Genomic DNA, 21,587 nt, shown 5'->3' on the forward strand with positions numbered 1-21,587 from the left:
TATTGGCGGAACATTTTCTGCGCGAAGTTAGATCACAAAATCACAAAATAATCCATTGCAAAAATGTTATTATGTTATTTTCCGTTCGGCTGCTCAACGAGCGTCTTTGCCGTGCGTTCATCGGTGATGAGACCGTAAAGACGACCGCTTTTCAACACGGCCCGGATGGCTTCCGCCTTGGAAATTCCACCGGCAAGGCCCACGATTCGGCTCATATCCGCGTTTTCGACCGATGCAGCGATGGTGCGGGCTGTCAGTGCGGTTTCAAGGCGCTGGCCATTGGCGTCAAAGAAATGGCCGAGCATTTCGCCAACGCCGCCGAGGCTGGCGATCTCTTCGACCTCGGCCAGTTCTATCATGCCGGATGTGACAAGCTGCGCCTGTGCATCGACCGTGCCGATGCCGACGATCTTCAGTTCGGCTTGGCAACCCATGTCGAAAACGGTGGTGACGCCGCGCTGTGCGAGCAGCACTTCGCGGTCTTCCGCCGTGTTGGCGAAGAAGGGCACCGGCATCACATAAGCGGGCATGCCGGTCTTTTCGGCGATACGGTGCATAACGTCGTGCGGGTTGGCGGCGAAATTGCGCGTCAGGCCGCCGAGCAGCGACACGAAGCGCAGGTCATTAGCAACGACGCGGGGCATATAGTTGACTGCAGCCGAAAGCGTGCGGCCATGACCGATGCCGATGACTTCATGGTCGCCATGCTCGATCTCGCGCCGCAGAAAATCCGCACCCGCATGGCCAAGCGCCATGAGTGGCAGGCCTTCCTCGCCAATGTCAGGGGCAACTTCGCAATAATCGAGGCCGTACATATCAGCGAGGCGGTTTTCGAGGTCGATACATTCGGTAATGTCGCCGTCGATACTGACCTTTACCGCACCGTCCGCGACGGCTTTGGCAATAAGGCGATGCGCTTTCACGGACGGCAGACCAAGGCGCTTCGCAACGGCTGACTGGGTCATGCCCGCCACGAAGTGAAGCCATGCGGCGCGCAGCGCCAGTGAATCGTCAGCATCTGCCATTGAAAGCGGTCCGGTTCCTGAAATCGTTTATATCTTCAAGTCCTTAGCGCCGGTGTCAATGTGCGGAGCCCAGAAAGCCACACTTTCCGCAATCTGCGGAATGACTTCACGGTCATTCGGCTCGCGCTCCTTGAACGACAGTTCGAGGCAGATTTCATTGTCCACAGCGCCGCCTTCGGCAAAGGCTTTCAGAAGCGGTTCCGGCTGGATGCGTCCTTTGGCATTGAACGCGGCTGTGAAAGGACGATGTCCGCCCTTGTCCATCAGGCTCTGCTTGATGTGAATGATCGGCGAGACTTTCGGCACGGCGCGTGCCCAGGCGTAGGGATCGAAATCGTCCGGATTGGCGGAAGTCACATCGCCGTGGTCGATATCGGCCATCATCCACATTGGAATAGCCATGTCGGCGGCGGTCAGGCGATCCTGAAGCTTCATGCATTCGGCAATCGTCTCGCCAAATTCACGCCCGATGCTCATCGGTTCCCAGAACACATAGTCGAGACCGGCACGGCTCGCATGTTCGGCGACTTCCGCCCAGCAATCGATGGCGATCTTGATCAGGTCTTCGCGGTGCGCAGCGTCATCGAAATCCTTATAGGTGAAGATCGCAAACTGCGTGCCGACCGACTTGCCGCCAAGATCGCCGATAATGTCGGCAAAGGTCTTGAACCAGTCGATATAGTAGCGACGCACTTCTGCATCCGGATGGCCGAAATGGTTGAGGCGGCCATAGGGGCCGGTCATGCCCGAAGTGACGCGGACACCGGTGCGCTGCAAGGCCTTGTCCATATCGCGCGTCAGGCGGCGGATGGTTGAAGCCTGCCAGCTCGGATTGATGAACTCGTGTGTGAGCTGGAGATCGCGCAGGCGCAGATCGCGCGCAACCGTTTCAATCAGGTCATCCGGTTCGGCAAAGCGGTTCACAAGTGGATTGGTGTTCAGAGAAAGCGTAAGGGCCATAGTGTCCTCAAGAGACCATTTTAGCGTTGTCGAACCATTCCACGAAAGCGGCGCGTTCGGCTTCGGTCAGGTGCAGATAGTGCTTGGTGCGGCGATAGAGAATGTCTTCCGCCGTCTTCGCCCATTCCCTGGCCACCAGATAGCGCACTTCCGCCTCATGGAAATTGCCGCCGAAATGACGGCCGAGCCCTTCGAGGTTCTGTGCGCCTGCAACAACGTCTTTCGTGCGTGCGCCGTAGAGACGACCGTAGTGCTGGACGAGCGCGCGCGGCATCCACGGATAGGTGTCGCGCAAGGAGTTGGCGAAGGTTTCATAATCGGCATTGGCGATTTCGCCGCCCGGAAGCGGTGCGTCATGCGTCCAGTCGCCGCCCATCTTCGGGAAGATATGCTTGAGGCGATGCATGCCGCGCTCCGCCAGTTCGCGGAACGTGGTGATCTTGCCGCCAAAGACGTTGAGCAGCGGCGCGTCATTGGTTTCATCGAGGTCAAAGACATAGTCGCGGGTGACGGCGGAAGGGTTGCCCTTGCCGTCGTCGAACAGCGGGCGAACACCGGAGAAGGAATGCAGCACGTCTTCACGCCTCAGCTTTTCCTTGAAATAGCGGTTCACTGCAGTCAGCAGATATTCGATTTCCTTCTCATCTGCCGCAACATCTTCGGCACGGCCTTCATAGGCGATGTCGGTGGTGCCGATCAGCGCCTTGTCGCCCTCGTAAGGATTGATAAAGATAACGCGCTTGTCGTGGTTCTGGACGAGATAGGCATTTGCGCCCGACCAGAATTTCGGAACGATGATGTGGCTGCCCTTGACGAGACGCACATTGCGCGACGAGTTGGAGCCGGCGACATTGTGGATGACATCCGTGACCCATGGTCCGGCGCAATTGACGATGCAGCGCGCGCGGAATGTGCGGGTTTCGCCCGTGTCGCGGTTTTTCGTTTCCACGATCCAGCCGCCTTTTTCGCGACGAGCGGAGACGACAGGCGTGCGGGTCAGAATGGTCGCGCCTTTTTCAGCAGCGCCAACCGCATTCAATGCAACGAGACGGGCATCATCGACCCAACAGTCGGAATATTCGAAGCCCTTGGTATATTGGTCGAGGATCGGCGTGCCTTCCGGATCGCGCCGCAGGTCGAGCGTGCGTGTGCCGGGAAGCTTCTTGCGACCGCCGAGGTGGTCATAGAGAAACAGGCCAAGCCGCACCAGCCAGGCTGGACGGTCCTGCGGGCTGTGCGGCAGAACGAAACGCATTGGCCAGATGATATGGGGAGCGGCGTTCAACAGCACTTCGCGCTCGATCAGCGCTTCGCGCACAAGGCGAAACTCATAATATTCGAGATAACGCAGACCACCATGTACCAGCTTGCCGGAGCGTGACGAAGTTCCCTGCGCCAGATCGTCTTTTTCCGCCAGCACCACCTTGAGGCCGCGCCCGGCGGCGTCACGGGCCACGCCCGCGCCGTTGATGCCACCACCGATTACAAAGAGATCGCAGGTTTCCGGTTCAGCCATTTCATGCTCCTTCGGATGCAATTGCATCCCATAGTCTATATGTGCCGGAAGGGAGGTCCGGCCTTATTCGTTTTGTTCACCGCATTTCCGAACGCAAAACCGCTTCACGCTTTCGCTGGAAATGCTCTATCGGAAGCCAACTTGTCCCAGACGGGCGTCAGTGCCAGCCGGGCTTCCTGATAGGCAACGAAGAGTTCTTCATAGTGCTTTGCGCGCGGACCATCCGGGGCCTCGCAAGGGCCAAGCAGCGGCTCGACCCATTCCGTAATACATGCATCCATGCTCGGATAAGCGCCGATGGCTACCGCAGCCATCATGGCAGCACCTGCGGCTCCCGCCTCTTCACGCGAGGAAACGCGCACGGGCGCATTCACCGCTGCGGCAAGGGTGCTGCGCAATGCTTTTGAACGCGCTGCACCGCCGGTGATGCGCAATTCTGCGGGCATTGCACCCATGGCCGTGTAGCAATCGCGCGTCGCCATTCCGAGGCCCTCAACAACCGAGCGCACCATTTCCGGGAAACGGTCGCGACTGGAAAGGCCTACGAACCCGGCTCGGGCATAGGCATTGACGAAGGGACCGCGTTCGCCCGCTTCCGAAATATACGGATGATAGAGGATTGCACCCGGACGGCTGGCATTAAACCAGTCATCAAGGCGGGGAATGAGGTCACTGAGCGAAACAGGCTTGTCTGGCGTCGACATGAGGTCGGCAGCAACCTGCAATATCCAGTCGATGTTGATCGTCGCCCCCATATTGGTCTGCACCTGGGTGACGATGCCGGGAATGGGCAGCGCGATGACGTAACCGGTGCCTTCCTTGTTCAGGTGGATATCGGCAACCGGCTTGGCGCGCATATGGACGCCTGTCGAACCAATGGTCGAGCACCCGGCGCCTGCTGTGCCGCCGCGCACGCCCGCACCAAGTGCTGTCATGGCCATATCGACATAGGCGAGACTCACCGGCGTCCCTGCCCGCAAACCCGTTGCAGCTGCCGCTTCGGGGGATAGCGGATGCTGCACTTCGGTGCCGTCGATGATTTCCGGCAGCAATCCACGCCGTTTCCTCAGACCGAGCGCGTCGATGACGACATCGTCATACTGGCGATTGCGGAAATTGCCGAAGGTGAAGCTTGCTTCCGAAGGGTCAGTGGCGCGAACGCCGGTGAGATTGAGATAGAGCCAGTCTTTGCAGTGGAGCGCGACTTCGGCATTGTCCAGCAGCTCGGGCGCGATGCTGTCCATATGCGCCATCTGCGAGCCTTGCTGGCAGGTGTTCAACCCAGTACCGGTCGCTTCAAAGCGCGCGCGGTTCATGGGGCCAGCGGCGAGGCGCGTCACCGTCGTTGCCGCGCGGGCATCGAGCCACAGCCAGGCGTCGCTGACCGGCTGGTTGTCGCGACCGACAAGCCAGGTTCCGTCACCCTGGCCGGTAACGGCGATAGCCGCGGTGCGTTCGGCAAGGCCGGGCATCTTTGCACCGAGGTCGCGCAAGGCGCGCGCGCAGTCTTGCCACGTCTGGGAAAGCGATTGTGTGACAGCGCCATGTTCGCCGGTATCGTATTTATTGCGAACGGCAGCAGATTCGATCTGGCGTCCGCTAAGGTCGAAAGCGACTGCCTTGAGCACAGACGTGCCCGCGTCGATCCCGATGATGATGTCACCTTTCTCACGCATGGCGGCTATGTGCTTTCATTGACATTTGGATTCCTCCCGCGACTGAAAATACGTCGCTCGCAGCCCTGTTTATAATGAAATCGGGCGATGGCGCATGCTGGAGATAACATAACGCTATCACGTTGTCTGTAAAATTTTCTAGATGGCGCATTTTTTTTCACCAAAGAGTGAATGCAGGGAAAATCTCCGCGCCTTCCAGTGCGGTTTTCCCACTGTTTTCCATCGATGGCTTAATGTTTCTTCGGTTTTGAGTATATTTAATTCATTGAAAATAAAAGAAAATATAGAAATTTGCGAGTATCTCTATGGCTGGCTTTGCGAGAAAAGACGGCGCTGTGAATAGTGCGATTGATAACGAATTATGTAGTGGATTTCTCTAGATCGTGATCGAGATTCGGCGCGAAATTGTGCTATTTCACCGGTGTTTCGAAAACATCCGATTGACAGCTTTCGAGCTTTATAACATCATTATTGGAGTTAATAACACGCCGCTATCATAGGTTTTGATTGCGGCGCATCTGTTTCCAGGGTGCACGGAGGAGCGGGGCCCTGGAATTCATGTGGAGGCTATCATGATCTCGTCTGTCGCGTCCTGCACCGCTTTGGCGGAGGCTTTTGCCTATCCGGTAAGCGTGATGACAATGGTCGAGGGTAATCTCCGGGCGGTCTAATTCAGCCGCATCATCCGTTTCCATAACGACAATACGGCAGAATTGCTGAAGGCGTTTGATAATGAGTGCACAAACCAGTCAAGTTTCACAAAAACCCGCCAAGCTGAGCCGCGCCGTCGTCTGGAGCGTGATCGCTGCGATCGTGGTTGTCGGTGCGATTGCCTTCGACACGAAGGTCGTGAAGATCGGGTCTGATTCCGATGTGCGCCAGCAGGCTTTCTCCCCCGATGCCTACGGTGCTTCCGAATTCCCCAAGGTGAAGGCGAGCGTTGAGCAGCGCGCCGTGGATGCAGTGGAAGTTGGAACGGCTCTCGCCGCCGACAAGGCCGCCGCCGGAAAGAAATATGGCGTCGGCGACGTCAATCCGGTTGTCCCGGTCAAGTTTACAGGCACCGTTGAGGAGCGCAAATCCAACTACAATGTCGTGAAGGTCGACGGCCTGCCGGAAGGCGTTGCCATCCGCGTTCAGACCGGCCCTGCCGTCAACGGCACCGATCTGCGCGATGCGACCGGTGAAATCCAGTTCGGCCAGTTCAAGAACCAGATCGAATATCAAAATGCCGGTTCTGCCCTGAACAACGAGATGAAGAAGCAAGTGCTTTCCGGCGTCGATGTCGAGAATCTCGTCGGCAAGACCGTGACGGTGGTTGGCGTGTTCAAGGTCGTCAATCCGAAGAACTGGCTCGTCACGCCTGTGGGGCTCGAAGTGAAATGAGCACCGCTTCGAAAATCGAAGGCAAAAACGGTGATGTCGTTCTTGCCGCAAACAACGTTGCCAAATCCTATGGTCGCATTCATGCCCTGAAGGGCGTGAATTTCGAGATTCGCCGTGGTCAGGTCACGACGCTTTTCGGCGAAAACGGCGCTGGCAAATCAACGTTGATGAAAGTGCTTTCGGGCGTCATCCAGCCGACTTCGGGCATGATCATTCTCGATGGCGAACCTGTGACGTTCAATTCGTCCACCGAAGCGCGCGACCTCGGCATCTCGATCATCCATCAGGAATTGAGCCTCGCGCCCAACATGAACGTGCGCGACAACATCTTCATGGGGCGCGAAATCCGCACCGCCACCGGCGTTGATTTTGCCGAGGAAGAACGCCTGACGCGCGCGCTTCTGAAGGAACTGGAAGAAGACATCGACCCGCTGACGCCGGTCGAGGAACTTCGTCTCGGCCAGCAGCAGGTCGTTGAAATCGCCCGCGCCCTTTCGGTCAATTCGCGCATTCTCATCATGGATGAGCCGACTTCGGCGCTCAGCGCCTCGGAAGTGGAAGTCCTGTTCAAGGTCATTCGCGACCTGACGGCGCGCGGTGTCGCCATCGTCTACATTTCGCATCATCTGGAAGAAGCGTTGCAGATCACCAATCATGCGGTGGTGCTGCGCGACGGAACCATGACGGCCTATGCGCCGCGTGAGGAAATTGATCTGGAATGGATCGTGCGCAACATGGTCGGCGAGAACTTCGATCTCGGCTCGCCTCCAACCGGATATGACTGGGGCGATGTGGCGCTCTCTGTTGAGAACCTGACCGTTCCCGACCCGGGTGGCGCGGGCTTCTCGCTGGTCGACCGCATGTCGCTCAATGTGCGCGCAGGTGAAATCGTCTGCATTTATGGTCTTATGGGCGCCGGTCGCACGGAACTTCTGGAAACCGTTGCCGGTCGTCTCAAGGCAAGCGGCGGACGCGTTCTCCTCAAAGGGCAGGACGTTTCCGGCCTCACCATCGCACAACGTATCGAGAAGGGCCTTGTGCTGGTGCCGGAAGATCGCCAGCGCGACGGTCTCGTCCAGACGATGACGGTCGGCAAGAATCTGTCGCTCGCCAGCATCACCGAAATGACCAAGGGTCTGTTCACATCGCGCAAGCGCGAAAAGCAGATTGTCAATCAGTCGATCAAGAATGTGCACATCAAGACGGATGGCGGCGAAGCGGCAATCGGTTCGCTTTCCGGTGGCAACCAGCAGAAGGTCGTGATCGGCAAGATGCTGGCGACCGAGCCGGAAGTCATCCTGCTTGATGAGCCGAGCCGCGGCATCGACATCGGGGCGAAGGCGGAAGTGTTCAAGCTTCTGGCTGAAAAGGCGAAGCAGGGTCTGGCCGTCGTCTACACGACTTCGGAAGTCGGCGAATGCCTCAGCATCGCTCATCGTATCATCGTCATGCACCGTGGACGCATCTCCGCCGAATTCGGATCGGACGTGTCCAAGGAGAAGATCATGGCCGCCTCGGGCGAAGCCATGGTCGGTCACTAAAGCATAATCCCGAAAAGTTGCAGACTTTTCGGACAAGATTATGCGTTAAAACAAAAGGATAGAGCATAAGACCCGACAAAGTCGGGTTGTTAAATGCTCTGGTTATGGAGCACTGATAGAATGTCAGTCACGAGCACCAACAAAGAAACAGCGGCTCCGAACGGCGCGAAGCGGAAACCCGGCATCGTGCATCTGCTGCTCGAAGGTCGTGCATTTTTTGCACTGATCGCGATCATTGCAGTTTTCTCGTTCCTTTCGCCTTATTATTTCTCGGTCGATAACTTCCTCATCATGTCGTCGCACGTGGCCATTTTCGGCCTGCTTGCCATCGGCATGCTGCTCGTCATCCTCAATGGCGGCATCGATCTTTCCGTTGGCTCCACATTGGGGCTGGCCGGTGTGGTCGCCGGGTTCCTGATGCAGGGCGTGACGCTGCAGGAATTCGGCATCATTCTCTATTTCCCGGTCTGGGCCGTGGTTCTCATCACCTGTGCGCTCGGCGCATTCGTCGGCGCGGTCAATGGTGTGCTCATCGCCTATCTGCGCGTTCCGGCCTTCGTTGCGACGCTCGGCGTTCTCTATTGCGCGCGTGGCGTGGCGCTTCTGATGACCAATGGCCTGACCTACAACAATCTCGGCGGACGTCCGGAGCTTGGCAATACAGGCTTTGACTGGCTCGGTTTCAACAAGCTGTTCGGCGTGCCGATCGGCGTTCTGGTTCTGGCGGTTCTCGCCATCATCTGCGCCATCGTTCTCAACCGCACCGCATTTGGTCGCTGGCTCTATGCGTCGGGTGGCAACGAACGTGCGGCTGAACTGTCCGGCGTTCCGGTCAAGCGCGTCAAGGTGTCGGTCTATGTCATTTCCGGCATCTGCGCTGCCATTGCAGGTCTGGTTCTTTCTTCGCAGCTGACGTCGGCCGGTCCGACGGCAGGCACCACCTACGAACTGACGGCAATCGCTGCCGTGGTTATCGGTGGCGCTGCGCTCACTGGGGGGCGCGGTACTATCCAGGGCACACTTCTCGGCGCTTTCGTGATCGGTTTCCTTTCCGACGGCCTCGTGATTATCGGCGTGTCCTCCTACTGGCAGACCGTCTTTACCGGCGCGGTAATCGTGCTCGCGGTTCTGCTCAACAGCATTCAATACTCCCGGCGATGATCGATAGCGGCTCTGTCCACCGTTCCGGACGGAGCCGCGAAAATAACCGGGCGTATCGAAAGACTTCCAAAAAGGCACAAGATCTCGAAAACGGCCTGATGGAAATGAGTACCGCCGGGGAACCGGCATAACACAAACGAAAAATGTTAAGGGAGTGAGACCATGTTCAAGAAGGGAATGCGCGTTCTGTTCGCCGCTGCGGCAGCGTTGCCTCTCATCGCCAGCACGGCCTGGGCCGAAGGACTGATGACGATCATCGTCAACGATCCATCCAACCCGTACTGGTACACCGAAGGTGAAATCGCCAAGAAGACCGCTGAAGGTCTCGGCTACAAGGCTGTTGTCGGTGGCCACAAGGGCGACACCAACACCGAAAGCAACCTGATCGACACGGCTATCACCAACAAGTCGGTTGCCATCATTCTCGATCCGGCCAATGCGGACGGTTCGGTCGGTGCGGTCAAGCGTGCAATCGCCGCCAACATCCCGGTTTTCCTCGTCAATGCGGAAATCAACCAGGAAGGTCTGGCCAAGGCACAGCTCGTTTCCAACAACGCACAGGGTGCCGCTCTCGGTGCGACTCAGTGGGTCGAAAGCGTTGGCGACAAGGGCAAGTATGTCGAGCTGTTCGGTTCGCCATCGGACAACAACGCCGCAACGCGCTCGAACGGCTATGAAACCGTTCTGTCGCAGTATCCGGATCTGGTGAAGGCCGGTCAGGACGTCGCCAACTGGGACCGTACCCAGGGGCACGACAAGATGCAGGCTCTGCTTCAGGCCAATCCGGACATCATCGGCGTTATCTCCGGTAATGACGAAATGGCTCTGGGCGCAATTGCCGCTCTGAAGAAGGCTGGCAAGCTGGATCAGGTGAAGGTCGGTGGTTTCGACGGTTCGCCGGATGCGGTTGCAGCCATCAAGGCGGGTGAACTGCAGTACACCGTTCTGCAGCCGGTTGCCGTGTTCTCGGAAGCTGCCGTCAAGCAGGCCGACAACTTCATCAAGACCGGCAAGACTGGTGTGGATCATGAAAAGCAGCTCTTCGACTGCATCCTGATCACCAAGGACAATGTCGACAAGTACACCTCGCCGTTCGTTCTCGAACAGTAAGGTTTGAAAAGGCGCATCCCGACAGCAGAAAGCTTTCGGGATGCGCATTCTGGAAGTCCCTCTCCGCAAGAAAGTCCCATGCAACCACTCGCTGGATTTTGGGGCTGAAGACCGCGCAATATGAAGCCTATCAGGCGATTTCGAGGCTTTCGAAACGCGCAAGCAAGGGGACAAGTGACAGGCATGGCAGTGAGCAACAAAGCAAGCATTGACAAGCTGATGGCGGAGCAAGTGCCGAACGACAGCCGGCATGCGCGTCAGCTCGTCCGGCGCCAGCAGATTGCGGAAACTGTAATGGCCGAAGGCTCGATGCGTATCGAGGACCTCACCGAACGGTTCGGCATCAGCCTGATGACAGCGCATCGCGACGTCGATGAACTGGTAAGCCGTGGCCTGTTTCGCAAGTCGCGCGGCATCGTGTCGGCTGCGCCCACAAGCCTGATCGAGGCAAGCGATCTTTATCGCGTTACCCGCCAGTCGGAAGAAAAGAAACTGATCGCCGAAGCTGCAATGCAGTTCGTTGAACCGGGACAGGCCATTTTCTTCGACGATTCCACCACTGTTCTGCAAATGGTGCCGCATCTTCCCGGCAAGGGACCGCTCACCGTCATCACCAATTCGCTGATCCTGATGAACGAGGTGCGTGACATCAAGGATGTGACGCTGCTCGGCCTTGGCGGTCAGCTCTATAACTGGTGCAACGCATTCGTCGGCGGCATGACGATCCACGAAATTCGTCGTCTTCGCGCCGATGTAGCGTTCATTTCGATTGCAGCGATCACCGACGACCTTCTGTTCCATCAGTCGCCGGAAATGGTGGAAACCAAGCGTGCCATGCTGGACTGCGCCGCCAAGCGCATTCTTCTGGCTGATCACACAAAATTCGAGCGCCGCGCTTTGCACAATTTCGGGGCACTCAGCGACTTTGATGTCGTCATCGTGGATGAAGATACGCCTTTCGCGCATATCGAGCGCATGGAGGCGCAAGGCATCAACGTGGTGGTTGCCCGCGCCAATGCCCGGACAGGCGGCAAGCAAGAATAGCCCGCGCATATTTATCAGGAATACGATACATGCCCTCTCTGCTCGGAATCGACAGCGGACTGACCGTCACCAAAGCCGTATTGTTCGATATTGACGGAACCACCCTTGCCGTTGCGCGCCGTCGCGTGGCGCAATCCTTTCCGCGCGCCCGTCATGTCGAACGCGACATGGATGAATTCTGGAATGCAACAGCGGATGCGATTGCCGAAGCTATAGCCAAAAGCGGGCGGCCTGCTTCGGACATTCTGGCCATCGCCACCACAGCGCATGGTGATGGCATCTACATGCTCGACAAGGACCGCCGTCCGCTTGGCGCAGGGATATTGTCGCTCGACAGCCGCGCTGTCGATGTTGCGGAGCGTTGGGTCAATAGTCCCGTTGCAGAGCAGGCCATCACTACCACGGGTCAGCTTCCCCATGCATCGGCTCCATCCGCCATTCTGGCATGGGTGAAGGATAACGAACCGGAACGCTTTGGCCGCATCGCGCATGTGATCGCCTGCAAGGACTGGCTGCGCTTTTGCCTGACCGGCGATGTGGGCACGGATCGCACTGAAGCCTCGACCTCCTTCACCGATGTCAACACGCAGGAATATTCGAAAGAAGCACTGGCCCTTTTCGGGCTGGATGCGCTTTGGGATGCGCTGCCACCCATGTCGCGTTCCGATGAAATTGTGGGTAGCGTCTCGGGCGAATGCGCGGAACGCACCGGCCTCGTTGCCGGAACACCGGTTGTCGGTGGCTTGCACGATGTCACCGCTTCAGCACTTGGCGTCGGCGGGCTTGGCATCGGGACCGTTGCCGTGGTTGCCGGGACCTATTCCATCAACGAAACGCTGTCTTCCGAACCGCGTGTCGACAAAAGCTGGTTCTGCCGCAATGGCATTGCGCCGGGCGAATGGAACAATATGTCGATCTCGCCCGCATCGACGGCCAATTATGACTGGTTTCTCGACAAGCTCTGCCCGGCAGAACGGCGCGAGGCAGAGGAAACAGGGCGTTCCATCCACGACATGCTGCGCCCGGAAATCGATGCGGCACTGGCAAAGCCTTCGACGGCAATGTTCCATCCCTACCTCTTCGGTTCGCCCTATGGAGCGATGGCGAGCGGTGCGTTTTTCGGTCTGCGCGGCTGGCAGGATCGGGGCGACATGCTGCGCGCGATATGGGAAGGCATTGCCTTCAATCATCGTATCCATGTCGATCACCTGAAAGACGGGTTTGCAATCTCCGTCGCGCGCCTCACTGGTGGCGTGTCGCGCAGTCCGGCTTTCGCGCAGATGTTCGCCAATGTTCTCGGCATGCCCGTTACCGTCACGGATACGGACGAGGCCGCTGCCTGGGGTGCTGCCCTTTGCGCTGGCAAGGGCGCTGGTGTCTTTGCCGATGTTTACAGCGATCCGCGCGATCTCGATGCCATAGGCCGCACCTATGAGCCGGATGCGGCGCGAAGCGCGCTTTATGAAAAGCGCTATCAGCTTTTCAGGGAGATTGCATCGGCGCTTGGACCGATCTGGCCGAAGATCGAAGCGCTCACGGATTGAAATAAACGGCGTGTCCCGCGCCTCAGAGCATGTCTCCCGAAAGTGGGAACCGGTTTCGGGATAAAGACATGCGTAAAAACAAAGAGATAGAGCATTTCCGATGATATGAGAAAAGCAGGGAATGCTCTAGAGAGACAGTAAGATGAATGACTTCGCAGGCAATGCCGAAATGAAAAGCCGTATCGGACAACTCGAGACCGAGGGCGTAGATGTGCTCATCCTTGGCGCGGGGGTTAACGGAGCAGGCCTTTATCGCGATCTTTGCGAGCAAGGCGTTAGCTGTCTCATTGTCGACAAGGCGGATTTTGGTTCAGGGACAAGTGCTGCGCCGTCGCGGCTTATCCATGGTGGTCTCAAATATCTGGAAACGGGCGAGTTCGGGCTTGTGGCCCAGTCCACCCTCGAGCGCAACCTGCTCCTGAAGAATGCGCCGCACAATGTCGAGCCGCTGCCGACTTTCATTCCTGTCTTCTCATGGACCAAGGGCATCACGGCCGCGCTGCGCACCCTGTTCGGCTCGACGACCGCGCCACGCAGCCGTGGCGCCGTGCTGATCAAGATCGGTCTGGCACTTTACGATTATTTTGGTGCGCGCGAGCGCGTCATGCCACGTCACCGTTTTCTGTTGAAGGAGATGGCGACGAAGGAAATGCCCTATATCACGCCTGCAATCGTGGCGGGCGGCATCTATCACGATGCGAAGGTCAGCCAGCCGGAACGTCTGGTCTATGAACTCGTCAGCGACGGGCTGCGCGCCAATCCGAAAAGCGCTGCCGCCAATTTCACGACGCTGGTTTCCGCCGAGAACGGCCTTATCGGCTTTGAAGGGCCGGATGGCGTAAAATTCGCGGTGAGGCCGAAGCTGGTCATCAACGCGGCTGGCCCATGGATCGACCGGGTCAATGCTGCACTCGGCAAGCCGACCAAGATGATCGGTGGCACCAAGGGTTCGCATATTCTTGTCGATCACCCCGAACTGGTGAAGAGCCTCAACGGACGAATGATCTATTTCGAGGCGGATGACGGGCGCATCTGTCTCGTCTACGACTATCACGGTCTGGCGCTGGTGGGTTCCACCGATATTCCATCGGACGATCCGGACAATGTGCGTTGCGACGATCATGAAACCGACTATTTCATCGACAGCCTGCGTTCGCTGCTGCCGAAGCTCAAATTCGACCGCAGCCAGATTGTCTACACTTATAGCGGCATCCGCCCGCTTCCAGCGTCCAATGCTTCCGAACCGGGTTTGATCAGTCGCGATCATTCCGCGCCTGTCATCGAGCCGGATAACCAACGGCCATTCGCGGTCATTTCGCTGGTCGGCGGTAAGTGGACCACATTCCGCGGCTTTGCCGAGGAAGTGGCCGACAAGGTTCTGGGCCGGTTCGACAAGACGCGGCAAGTGTCAACGCGCAACCTCCCCATAGGGGGCGGCAGGGACTATCCGTCCGACGATCGCGCCCGCAAGGCTTGGGTGACGAAATACGCCACCGAAACAAGATTGCCCGCCGCACGGGTTGAGACCCTGTTGAAGCGCTATGGCAGCACGGCCTTGCCGATCCTCCGCGAGGAAGCCGGGGTAACGGTTGCGATGCTGCCTGAAACCGACACGGTCAGCGCGACGGAAATCGCATGGATCGCACGCAACGAGCTTGTCGTGCATCTGGCGGATGTCGTTTTGCGACGCACCACACTTGCAATCGACGGGGCGCTGACGACCGGCAATCTTGCTGCAATCGCCGATATTCTGGCGCGGGAGCTTAGCTGGGACGATCCGCGCAAGGCGCAGGAAATCGAAGCGGTCAACACAGAACTTGCGAAACGGCATAACGTGATTTTGCAGCGGAACCCGGCCAAAAGGCGCTGAACAGTCCGTGAAGTTGATCTATGTTGCGTTGTGAACAGGAAAGGAAACGCCTCATGGATATCAAGCGAAACGGAACCGATCCTTCGGGAAAAGGCCCAGCCGACTGGTTTACGGGCAATGTCCGTATCGATCCGCTGTTTTCTCCCAATAATGCCCGGCGGGCTGCGGCTGCGACCGTAACCTTTGAGCCCGGCGCCCGCACTGCCTGGCACACGCATCCGCTTGGCCAGACCCTGATCGTGACCGCCGGGCTTGGCCTCGTGCAACGCGAAGGCGGACCGATTGAAGAAATCCGGCCCGGCGATGTGGTCTGGTTTGAGCCGGGCGAGAAACACTGGCACGGCGCATCCGCGAGCAATGCCATGACTCATATAGCCATTCAGGAACAGCTCGACGGCAAAGTCGTTGACTGGATGGAGCATGTCAGCGACCTGCAATATGGCGGTGGGAAATAAATTTCGCCCCGGTTTTGCGCAGCTTTCAGAAGTCGGCCCGACCGATCAATGGTCAAGGGTTGCGCAAAACGCAAAGATGATTGCGCATATTGCGAACAGGCGTTTCCTGTTTCCCCTATCATGTTGTTCTCAATAAAAACAAAGGGGAGAAGATAATGAAACGCCTATTTCTTTTGCTTGCAGCAAGCGTCGCCAGCCTTGCCAGCGTGCAGGCGCATGCCGCTGAAGGGGCAAACTGCAAGGCACCCAAATTCTCCGATGTCGGCTGGACCGACATTACTGCAACGACGGCGCTCGCTTCTCTGCTGCTTGAAAAAGCCGGATACGAGCCGCAGACAACCATCCTTTCCGTGCCGGTCACCTTCCAGTCGCTGGAAAATGGACAGATCGATATTTTCCTCGGCAACTGGATGCCGCTTCAGGAAGAAGCGCGCAAACCCTATCTTGAAGGCAAGAAGATCGAGCAGGCTAGCGTCAATCTCGAAGGCGCAAAGATCGGTCTTGCTGCGACGGGCAAGGATCTTGGCATCAAGAATTATGCCGATATCGCAAAATTCAAGGACCAGCTTGGCGGCAAGATTTACGGCATCGAGGCTGGCAGCAGCGCCAACGCCACGATCCAATCGATGGTCGAGCAGGACAAGTTCGGCCTGAAGGATTTCCAGCTCGCGGAATCGAGCGAGCAGGCCATGCTCTCGCAGGTTCAAAATGCGGTGCGCAAGGATGAGCCCGTTGTGTTCTTTGCCTGGACACCGCATCCGATGAACATTCGCTACAAGCTCACCTATCTGGAAAATGGTGAAAACCTGTTCGGACCGGATGATGGTGCGGCAACCGTCGAAACACTGACCCGCAAAGGTTATGCAACCGACTGTCCCAACGTCTCGCGCTTTGTGTCGAACCTGAAGTTCAACACGGATATGGAAAGCACGATGATGAACATGATCCTGAACGATGGCATGGAAGCCAAGGATGCCGTCACGAAATGGATCAAGGAGAACCCGGCGCAGCTTGATGCGTGGCTTGACGGCGTGACCACTTTCGACGGCAAACCAGCACTTGCTGAGGTGAAGTCGGGGCTGGGCCTTTAAGTAAGGGTGCCTTTACTGCCGCAGCTTGCTCGGCGACTGACCGAAATGCCGCTTGAAGGCGCGTGACAGTGAACTGATCGACGAAAAGCCGGTCTGTTCCGCTGTATCCGCCATGGAAAGATGCGTATCGAGGATCAGGCGCCGGGCTGCTTTCAGCCGGAGCGACAGGTAGTAATTGCCCGGTGACTGCCCGATCACATTGGCGAACAGCAATTCAAGGCTTCGTGTGGAAAGGCCAAGTCTTCGGGCGATGCTCGACACCGGGATCGGGAGGTCGATATGGGTTTCCATGATTTTTATGGCATCTGCCAGTCGCGGTTCGCGGTTAAGCAAACGGCCAAGGGATACCAGCGGCTGTGCGTCGGAAGCCTGTTTCACCTCATCGTAGATGTAGAGGCTCGCCACATCCAGCGCGATGGAATAGCCGTGGCGGGCGCGAATGAGTGCCAGCATCACGTCGAGCGCCGGGGCAGCGCCTCCGGTTGTCAGAAAAGCTCCATCCCGCACCCAGCGATCCGATTGCATTTCGACTTCCGGGAAGCGCTGCGAAAATGCTTCCATGTCCTCCCAGTGCGTCGTTGCCTTGCGTCCGTTGAGCAATCCCGCCTTTGCCAGCACCCATGATCCGGCTTCCACACCCACGACGAGTTTCGATTGCTTGGCCGCCTGGCGCAGCATGGCGAGAAGCTTCGGCGTCGCATGTTCCAGCGCATGAAAAGCGCTGACGATAATGAGAATGTCCTGCGCGCCGACCTCGAAACGGCCATTGGCCGCAACTTTGAGGCCGCTGGATGTGACGGGATCGCTGCCATCCGGTGACACCACCCGCCAGCGATAAAGCGAGCGGCCCGTCACGCGGTTGGCGCCGCGCATTGGGTCCAGCGTTGCGGCCAGCGACATCAGCGAACAATCCGGCAGGACCAGCAGGGTAACGCTCAGTTCTTCGTCGGAGGGTTCAAAGATCATATGTTTCGTTCTTCGCCAAATAGATTTCGTAAAATGATAATCCCGGCATTTCGCGACCTGTCAAGCTCGGCGAAAATTGAGGGAAACGATCATGCCTTTAAAGCCCGCCCGCGAAATATTCATCACTGCTGCCGTCACCGGTGCCGGAGCCACCACGCACCGCTCAAACAAGGTGCCGATCACGCCGCGCCAGATTGCGGATGCGGCCATTGAAAGTGCGGAAGCAGGTGCCGCCGTTGCGCATATTCATGTGCGCGATCCGGAAACGGGTGAACCATCGCGCAAGCTGGAGCTTTTCCGCGAGGTTGTGGACCACATCCGGGCGTCCGGTGTCGATATCGTGCTGAACCTGACTGCAGGCGTTGGCGGTGATCTGGTCTTTGGGTCGCCAGAAGCTCCACTGCCACCCGATGCCGCCAAGACCGATATGGCGGGCGCGACGGAACGGCTTGCTCATGTCGCTGAACTCTTGCCGGAAATCTGCACGCTGGATTGCGGCACGATGAATTTCGGCGAGGGCGATTACGTGATGACCAACACGCCTGCTATGCTCAGGGAAATGGCCGGACAGATACAACGGCTTGGCGTGCGTCCGGAGATCGAGATTTTCGACACCGGCCATCTGCCGCTCGCCCAATGGCTGCAACAGCAGGGTCTGCTTGATGACCCGGTTCTGGTGCAGCTGTGCATGGGTATTCCATGGGGCGCGCCGGACGATCTGGCGACGCTGGTTTCCATCGTCCACAACCTGCCGGACAACTGGATTTTCTCGGCGTTTTCCATTGGCCGCAATCAGTTGCCTTATGCGGCCCTTGCCGTGCTGGCGGGTGGCAATATCCGTGTGGGTCTCGAAGACAATATCTGGCTCGACAAGGGTGTTCTAGCGTCGAATGGCGATCTGGTCGAACGGGCCAAAGCCATCGCCGTTAATATGGGAACGAAAGTTCTGACGCCTGCTGAAGTCCGCGAAAAACTCAAGCTTACAAAGCGCTGGTGATATCCATGAACAGCCATCCTCCCAAGATTGCCTGCATCGGCAGCGGTGTCATCGGCAGCGGCTGGGCCGCACGCTTTCTGCTGAACGGTTTCGACGTTGCCGTTTACGATCCGTCGCCCGATGCAAAGGCGACGACCGAACACATTCTCGATAATGCACGCAAAGCGCTGGCGGCGCTGACCACCGCGCGCCTTCCGCAGGAGGGGCAACTGTCCTTTTCCGCTTCGCTGGCAGAGGCGGTGGCAGGCGCGGCGCTTATTCAGGAAAGCGTTCCCGAACGCCTTGACCTTAAACTTGCCGTGCTGGCGGAGATTGAAGCCGCTTGCGCAGACGATGCACTGATCGCCTCGTCCACTTCCGGCTTTCTTCCAAGCAAGTTGCAGGCTGGGTTGCGGCATCCGGAGCGCCTCTTGATCGCGCATCCCTATAATCCCGTTTACCTGTTGCCACTGGTGGAACTCGTGCCGGGTGAAAAGACCAGCGGATCGACAATTGAAAGAGCGTCCGCGCTCTACCGTCTGACCGGAATGGAGCCGGTCGTTCTTGAAAAGGAAATCGACGCTTTTGTTGGCGACAGGCTTCTGGAAGCGCTGTGGCGAGAGGCCTTGTGGCTCGTGCGCGACGGCATCGCCACGGTCGAGCAGATTGACGACATCATCCGCTATTCGTTCGGGCTTCGCTGGGCGCAGATGGGGCTGTTCCAGACCTATCGCATTGCCGGCGGTCCGGCAGGTATGCGACACTTCCTCGCCCAGTTCGGGCCTGCGCTACAATGGCCATGGACGAAGCTGACAGATGTGCCCGATCTTGATGACAGCCTGATCAGCCGCATCGCGGATCAGTCGGACGAGCAGAATGAAGGGCTTTCAATCCACGATCTGGAACGGATTCGTGACGAAAATCTGGTTGCGATCATTCGCGCTCTCGCGCATCAGCAGAACGGCAAGGGTTGGGGCGCGGGCGCGCTTCTCAATGCCTATACTGCACGGCTCGATGGGGCGGGCTCTTCCAAGGCAGGTTCCGGCCCGTTGCGTCTTCTGGATGCGCGCGTGATTCCGGAGTGGATCGACTATAACGGGCATATGACCGAGCATCGTTATCTCGATGTATTCGGCCAGACGACCGACAGGTTTCTGGCACATATCGGTGTGGACGAAGCCTATCTGAAATCCGGTCACAGCTACTACACGGTCGAAACCCATATCATGCATCGCGGCGAGGCCAAGGTAGGCGATGCGCTACATGTGGAAACGCAGTTGCTCTCCTTTGACGAGAAACGCGCGCATGTCTTTCACAGTCTGAGGCGGGGCGATACGGAAATCGCCAGCGCCGAGCAGATGCTGCTGCATGTCGATAGCACAGTGGGCAAGGCGGTCGCTGCGAAGGCCGGAATTCTGGCCGCATTGGAGGGGCTTTCTCATGCACACCGTGAGATGCCGACACCGATCGCCGTCGGGCGGCATGTTGGAAGACGGGGGTGAACGACGTCTATAATTTTCAGTGAAATCAAGGTGCTGATCCAGGATCGGCGCTTTGGTTTTTGTCGTGCTTGACATTTAATCAATCGATTGATTAAATCATGATATGAGCAAAGCGAAACATACAAGGCAAGAGCCTCCGTCACCTTCGGTCGATCAGACGCGAGCGGCGCTGATCCACGCGGCCTTGCAACTATTTGGCTCGAAGGGTTTCGATGCCACATCGACGCGTGAGATTGCCGGTCTGGCCAAGGCGAATATCGGTTCCATCGCGTATCATTTCGGCGGCAAGGAAGGGCTGCGACTGGCGGCGGCAGACTATATTGTCGAAACGATACAAGGCATAGCCGGGCAGGCGCTTGGACATCACGGTGTGATCAGTGCACCTGCCGAAACGAAGGAAACGGCCCGCCAGCAGCTCGGTCTGGCGCTGGAGCGGATGACGCATTTCATCGTCGCGCAACCACAGTCCGGCGAGATCGTTCAGTTTCTCTTGCGCGAACTGGCGCATCCGACCGCAGCACTCGATCGCATCTATTCCGGTGTTTTCGAGCCGACGCACAAAAGGCTTTGCGCCATCTGGGAAGTCGCGACGGGCGAACCTGCCGAGAGCGAGGCCACACGGCTTCTCATCTTCACCCTGCTTGGGCAGATCGTTTATTTCCGCATTGGCCGGGAAACTGTGAAACGGCGCATGGGCTGGTCCACGATGGGCGCGGAAGAGGCGGCGGCTGTCGCGGCAATCGCACGCCAGAATTTGATGGCCATTCTCGCAGCGAAGGATGCCATCAAAGACGGCGAGGTGAAAGCATGAGTATTCTCTGTATTGTTCCTTTCGCCTCTTATCTTTTCGCCGCATGCAGCGCGCAGCCCCTTGCTGTTGGTTACGTTGAGGGGGAATTCGTGCAGCTTGCGCCGCTGGAAGTGGCGCAGGTTCAGTCCGTTGCCGTCAGGCGTGGGGATCGTGTCGAGCCGGGCAAGCCCATAGCAATGACGGAGGATGCGGACGCAAAGATCGCCGTCGCGCAGGCCGAGGCAGCATTGGCGCAGGCACGCGCGCAACTGGCGGATTTGCAGGTTGGCAAGCGCCCCGATGAAATTGCAGTTCTGGAAGCGGCGGTCAGGACGGCCAAAGCACAGGCAGACGATGCCCAGCGAACCCTTTTGCGCACGCAAGACCTGACGAAACGTGGAGTGATGACACAGGCGCAGCTTGACGATGCGGCCACCAAGGTCGAAGTGGCTGAGGCCTCGATCAATCAGGCCACAGCCAATCTGGCGGTCGGTCGATTGCCCGCGCGCCCCGAAGAAATCAAGGCGGCAGAGAATGCCGTCAAAAGTGCCGAAGCGCAGCTGGATTCCGCACGCTGGCATCTGACCAAGCGAACGATTGAAGCACCTGCGCCGGGCCGGATCACCGATGTCATCCGCAATCCAGGCGATATTGCCGGTCCGTCTGCGCCGGTTTTGACGATGCTGCCCGATGGTGCGGTCAAGCTGAAGGTCTACATACCGGAAGACAAGTTCTCGACCGTGCGGGTGGGCGATACGCTGTCCGTGCGCTGCGATGGTTGCGCGCCCGGCCTGCAAGCCCGTGTGAGCTATGTTTCGCCCGATCCAGAATTCACGCCGCCCGTCATCTACTCGCTCGAAACGCGCCAGAAGCTTGTCTATCTTGTCGAGGCGCATCCTGTCGATCCCGCATCGCCTTTGCAGCCCGGCCAGATCGTGGATGTCGATCTGGCTGCCCGATAGGCGGAGGCGGCC

At 58.0% G+C, this 21,587-nt stretch carries 18 protein-coding genes; 13 read left to right on the forward strand and 5 right to left on the reverse strand.

All coding sequences use genetic code 11. From position 1 onward, the window contains the following. Positions 1-74: 74 nt before the first annotated feature. The 4 genes from CES86_RS17725 to CES86_RS17740 all read right to left on the reverse strand — a co-directional run bounded on the left by CES86_RS17725 (position 75) and on the right by CES86_RS17740 (position 5,177). Complete coding sequence (locus CES86_RS17725) at positions 75-1,025, reverse strand: sugar-binding transcriptional regulator (protein ID WP_094515039.1); 951 nt, start codon at positions 1,023-1,025, stop codon at positions 75-77. Between the two features lie 27 nt (positions 1,026-1,052). Continuing rightward, positions 1,053-1,985 (reverse strand): sugar phosphate isomerase/epimerase family protein, encoded by a 933-nt coding sequence (locus tag CES86_RS17730; protein WP_094515040.1) that lies wholly within the window; start codon positions 1,983-1,985, stop codon positions 1,053-1,055. 7 nt (positions 1,986-1,992) lie between these two features. Then, positions 1,993-3,501 carry a glycerol-3-phosphate dehydrogenase gene (locus tag CES86_RS17735; RefSeq protein ID WP_094515041.1) on the reverse strand — a complete coding sequence of 503 codons (1,509 nt, stop codon included), beginning with the start codon at positions 3,499-3,501 and terminating at the stop codon, positions 1,993-1,995. A 104-nt stretch (positions 3,502-3,605) separates the two neighbouring features. Continuing rightward, complete coding sequence (locus CES86_RS17740) at positions 3,606-5,177, reverse strand: FGGY-family carbohydrate kinase (protein WP_094515042.1); 1,572 nt, start codon at positions 5,175-5,177, stop codon at positions 3,606-3,608. Between the two features lie 732 nt (positions 5,178-5,909). On the opposite strand from CES86_RS17740, the gene CES86_RS17745 reads away from it, so the two are divergent. From CES86_RS17745 to choX, 9 genes are all read left to right on the forward strand, one after another. Beyond that, positions 5,910-6,563 carry a DUF2291 domain-containing protein gene (locus tag CES86_RS17745; protein ID WP_011982655.1) on the forward strand — a complete coding sequence of 218 codons (654 nt, stop codon included), beginning with the start codon at positions 5,910-5,912 and terminating at the stop codon, positions 6,561-6,563. Continuing rightward, the gene (locus CES86_RS17750) at positions 6,560-8,104 is read left to right on the forward strand and encodes a sugar ABC transporter ATP-binding protein (RefSeq protein WP_094515043.1); all 1,545 of its coding nucleotides are present in this window, start codon (positions 6,560-6,562) and stop codon (positions 8,102-8,104) included. The genes CES86_RS17745 and CES86_RS17750 overlap by 4 nt, the downstream gene beginning before the upstream one ends. A 120-nt stretch (positions 8,105-8,224) precedes the next feature. Continuing rightward, a complete protein-coding gene (locus tag CES86_RS17755; protein ID WP_010660874.1) occupies positions 8,225-9,265 on the forward strand; it encodes an ABC transporter permease in 1,041 nt (346 codons plus the stop codon). Positions 9,266-9,427: 162 nt separating this feature from the next. Next, entirely contained in the window at positions 9,428-10,375 is a 948-nt protein-coding gene (locus CES86_RS17765) for a D-ribose ABC transporter substrate-binding protein (RefSeq protein WP_010660875.1), read from the forward strand. Between the two features lie 183 nt (positions 10,376-10,558). Beyond that, complete coding sequence (locus CES86_RS17770) at positions 10,559-11,419, forward strand: DeoR/GlpR family DNA-binding transcription regulator (protein ID WP_010660876.1); 861 nt, start codon at positions 10,559-10,561, stop codon at positions 11,417-11,419. Positions 11,420-11,448: 29 nt separating this feature from the next. Further along, positions 11,449-12,963 (forward strand): FGGY-family carbohydrate kinase, encoded by a 1,515-nt coding sequence (locus tag CES86_RS17775; RefSeq protein ID WP_010660877.1) that lies wholly within the window; start codon positions 11,449-11,451, stop codon positions 12,961-12,963. A gap of 142 nt (positions 12,964-13,105) precedes the next feature. Further along, positions 13,106-14,833 carry a glycerol-3-phosphate dehydrogenase/oxidase gene (locus CES86_RS17780; protein WP_029928105.1) on the forward strand — a complete coding sequence of 576 codons (1,728 nt, stop codon included), beginning with the start codon at positions 13,106-13,108 and terminating at the stop codon, positions 14,831-14,833. A gap of 53 nt (positions 14,834-14,886) precedes the next feature. Further along, complete coding sequence (locus CES86_RS17785) at positions 14,887-15,288, forward strand: (R)-mandelonitrile lyase (protein ID WP_029928103.1); 402 nt, start codon at positions 14,887-14,889, stop codon at positions 15,286-15,288. A gap of 155 nt (positions 15,289-15,443) precedes the next feature. Continuing rightward, on the forward strand, positions 15,444-16,379 hold the full coding sequence (choX, locus tag CES86_RS17790) for a choline ABC transporter substrate-binding protein (RefSeq protein ID WP_094515044.1): 936 nt from the start codon (positions 15,444-15,446) through the stop codon (positions 16,377-16,379). A gap of 12 nt (positions 16,380-16,391) precedes the next feature. On the opposite strand, the gene CES86_RS17795 is transcribed toward choX, so the two are convergent. Beyond that, complete coding sequence (locus CES86_RS17795; protein ID WP_029928101.1) at positions 16,392-17,345, reverse strand: GlxA family transcriptional regulator; 954 nt, start codon at positions 17,343-17,345, stop codon at positions 16,392-16,394. A gap of 91 nt (positions 17,346-17,436) precedes the next feature. On the opposite strand from CES86_RS17795, the gene CES86_RS17800 reads away from it, so the two are divergent. The 4 genes from CES86_RS17800 (at position 17,437) to CES86_RS17815 (ending at position 21,575) form a co-directional block, all read left to right on the forward strand. Further along, positions 17,437-18,342: a BKACE family enzyme gene (locus tag CES86_RS17800; protein WP_010660882.1), complete on the forward strand. Its 906-nt coding sequence runs from the start codon at positions 17,437-17,439 to the stop codon at positions 18,340-18,342. A gap of 5 nt (positions 18,343-18,347) precedes the next feature. Further along, positions 18,348-19,823 carry a carnitine 3-dehydrogenase gene (locus tag CES86_RS17805; RefSeq protein ID WP_029928099.1) on the forward strand — a complete coding sequence of 492 codons (1,476 nt, stop codon included), beginning with the start codon at positions 18,348-18,350 and terminating at the stop codon, positions 19,821-19,823. A 103-nt stretch (positions 19,824-19,926) separates the two neighbouring features. Beyond that, positions 19,927-20,634 carry a DUF1956 domain-containing protein gene (locus CES86_RS17810; RefSeq protein WP_094515045.1) on the forward strand — a complete coding sequence of 236 codons (708 nt, stop codon included), beginning with the start codon at positions 19,927-19,929 and terminating at the stop codon, positions 20,632-20,634. Continuing rightward, complete coding sequence (locus CES86_RS17815) at positions 20,631-21,575, forward strand: HlyD family secretion protein (RefSeq protein WP_029928097.1); 945 nt, start codon at positions 20,631-20,633, stop codon at positions 21,573-21,575. The genes CES86_RS17810 and CES86_RS17815 overlap by 4 nt, the downstream gene beginning before the upstream one ends. Positions 21,576-21,587: the final 12 nt, after the last annotated feature.

Origin of the sequence: Brucella lupini, from assembly GCF_002252535.1 — a bacterium.
Taxonomy (GTDB): domain Bacteria; phylum Pseudomonadota; class Alphaproteobacteria; order Rhizobiales; family Rhizobiaceae; genus Brucella; species Brucella anthropi.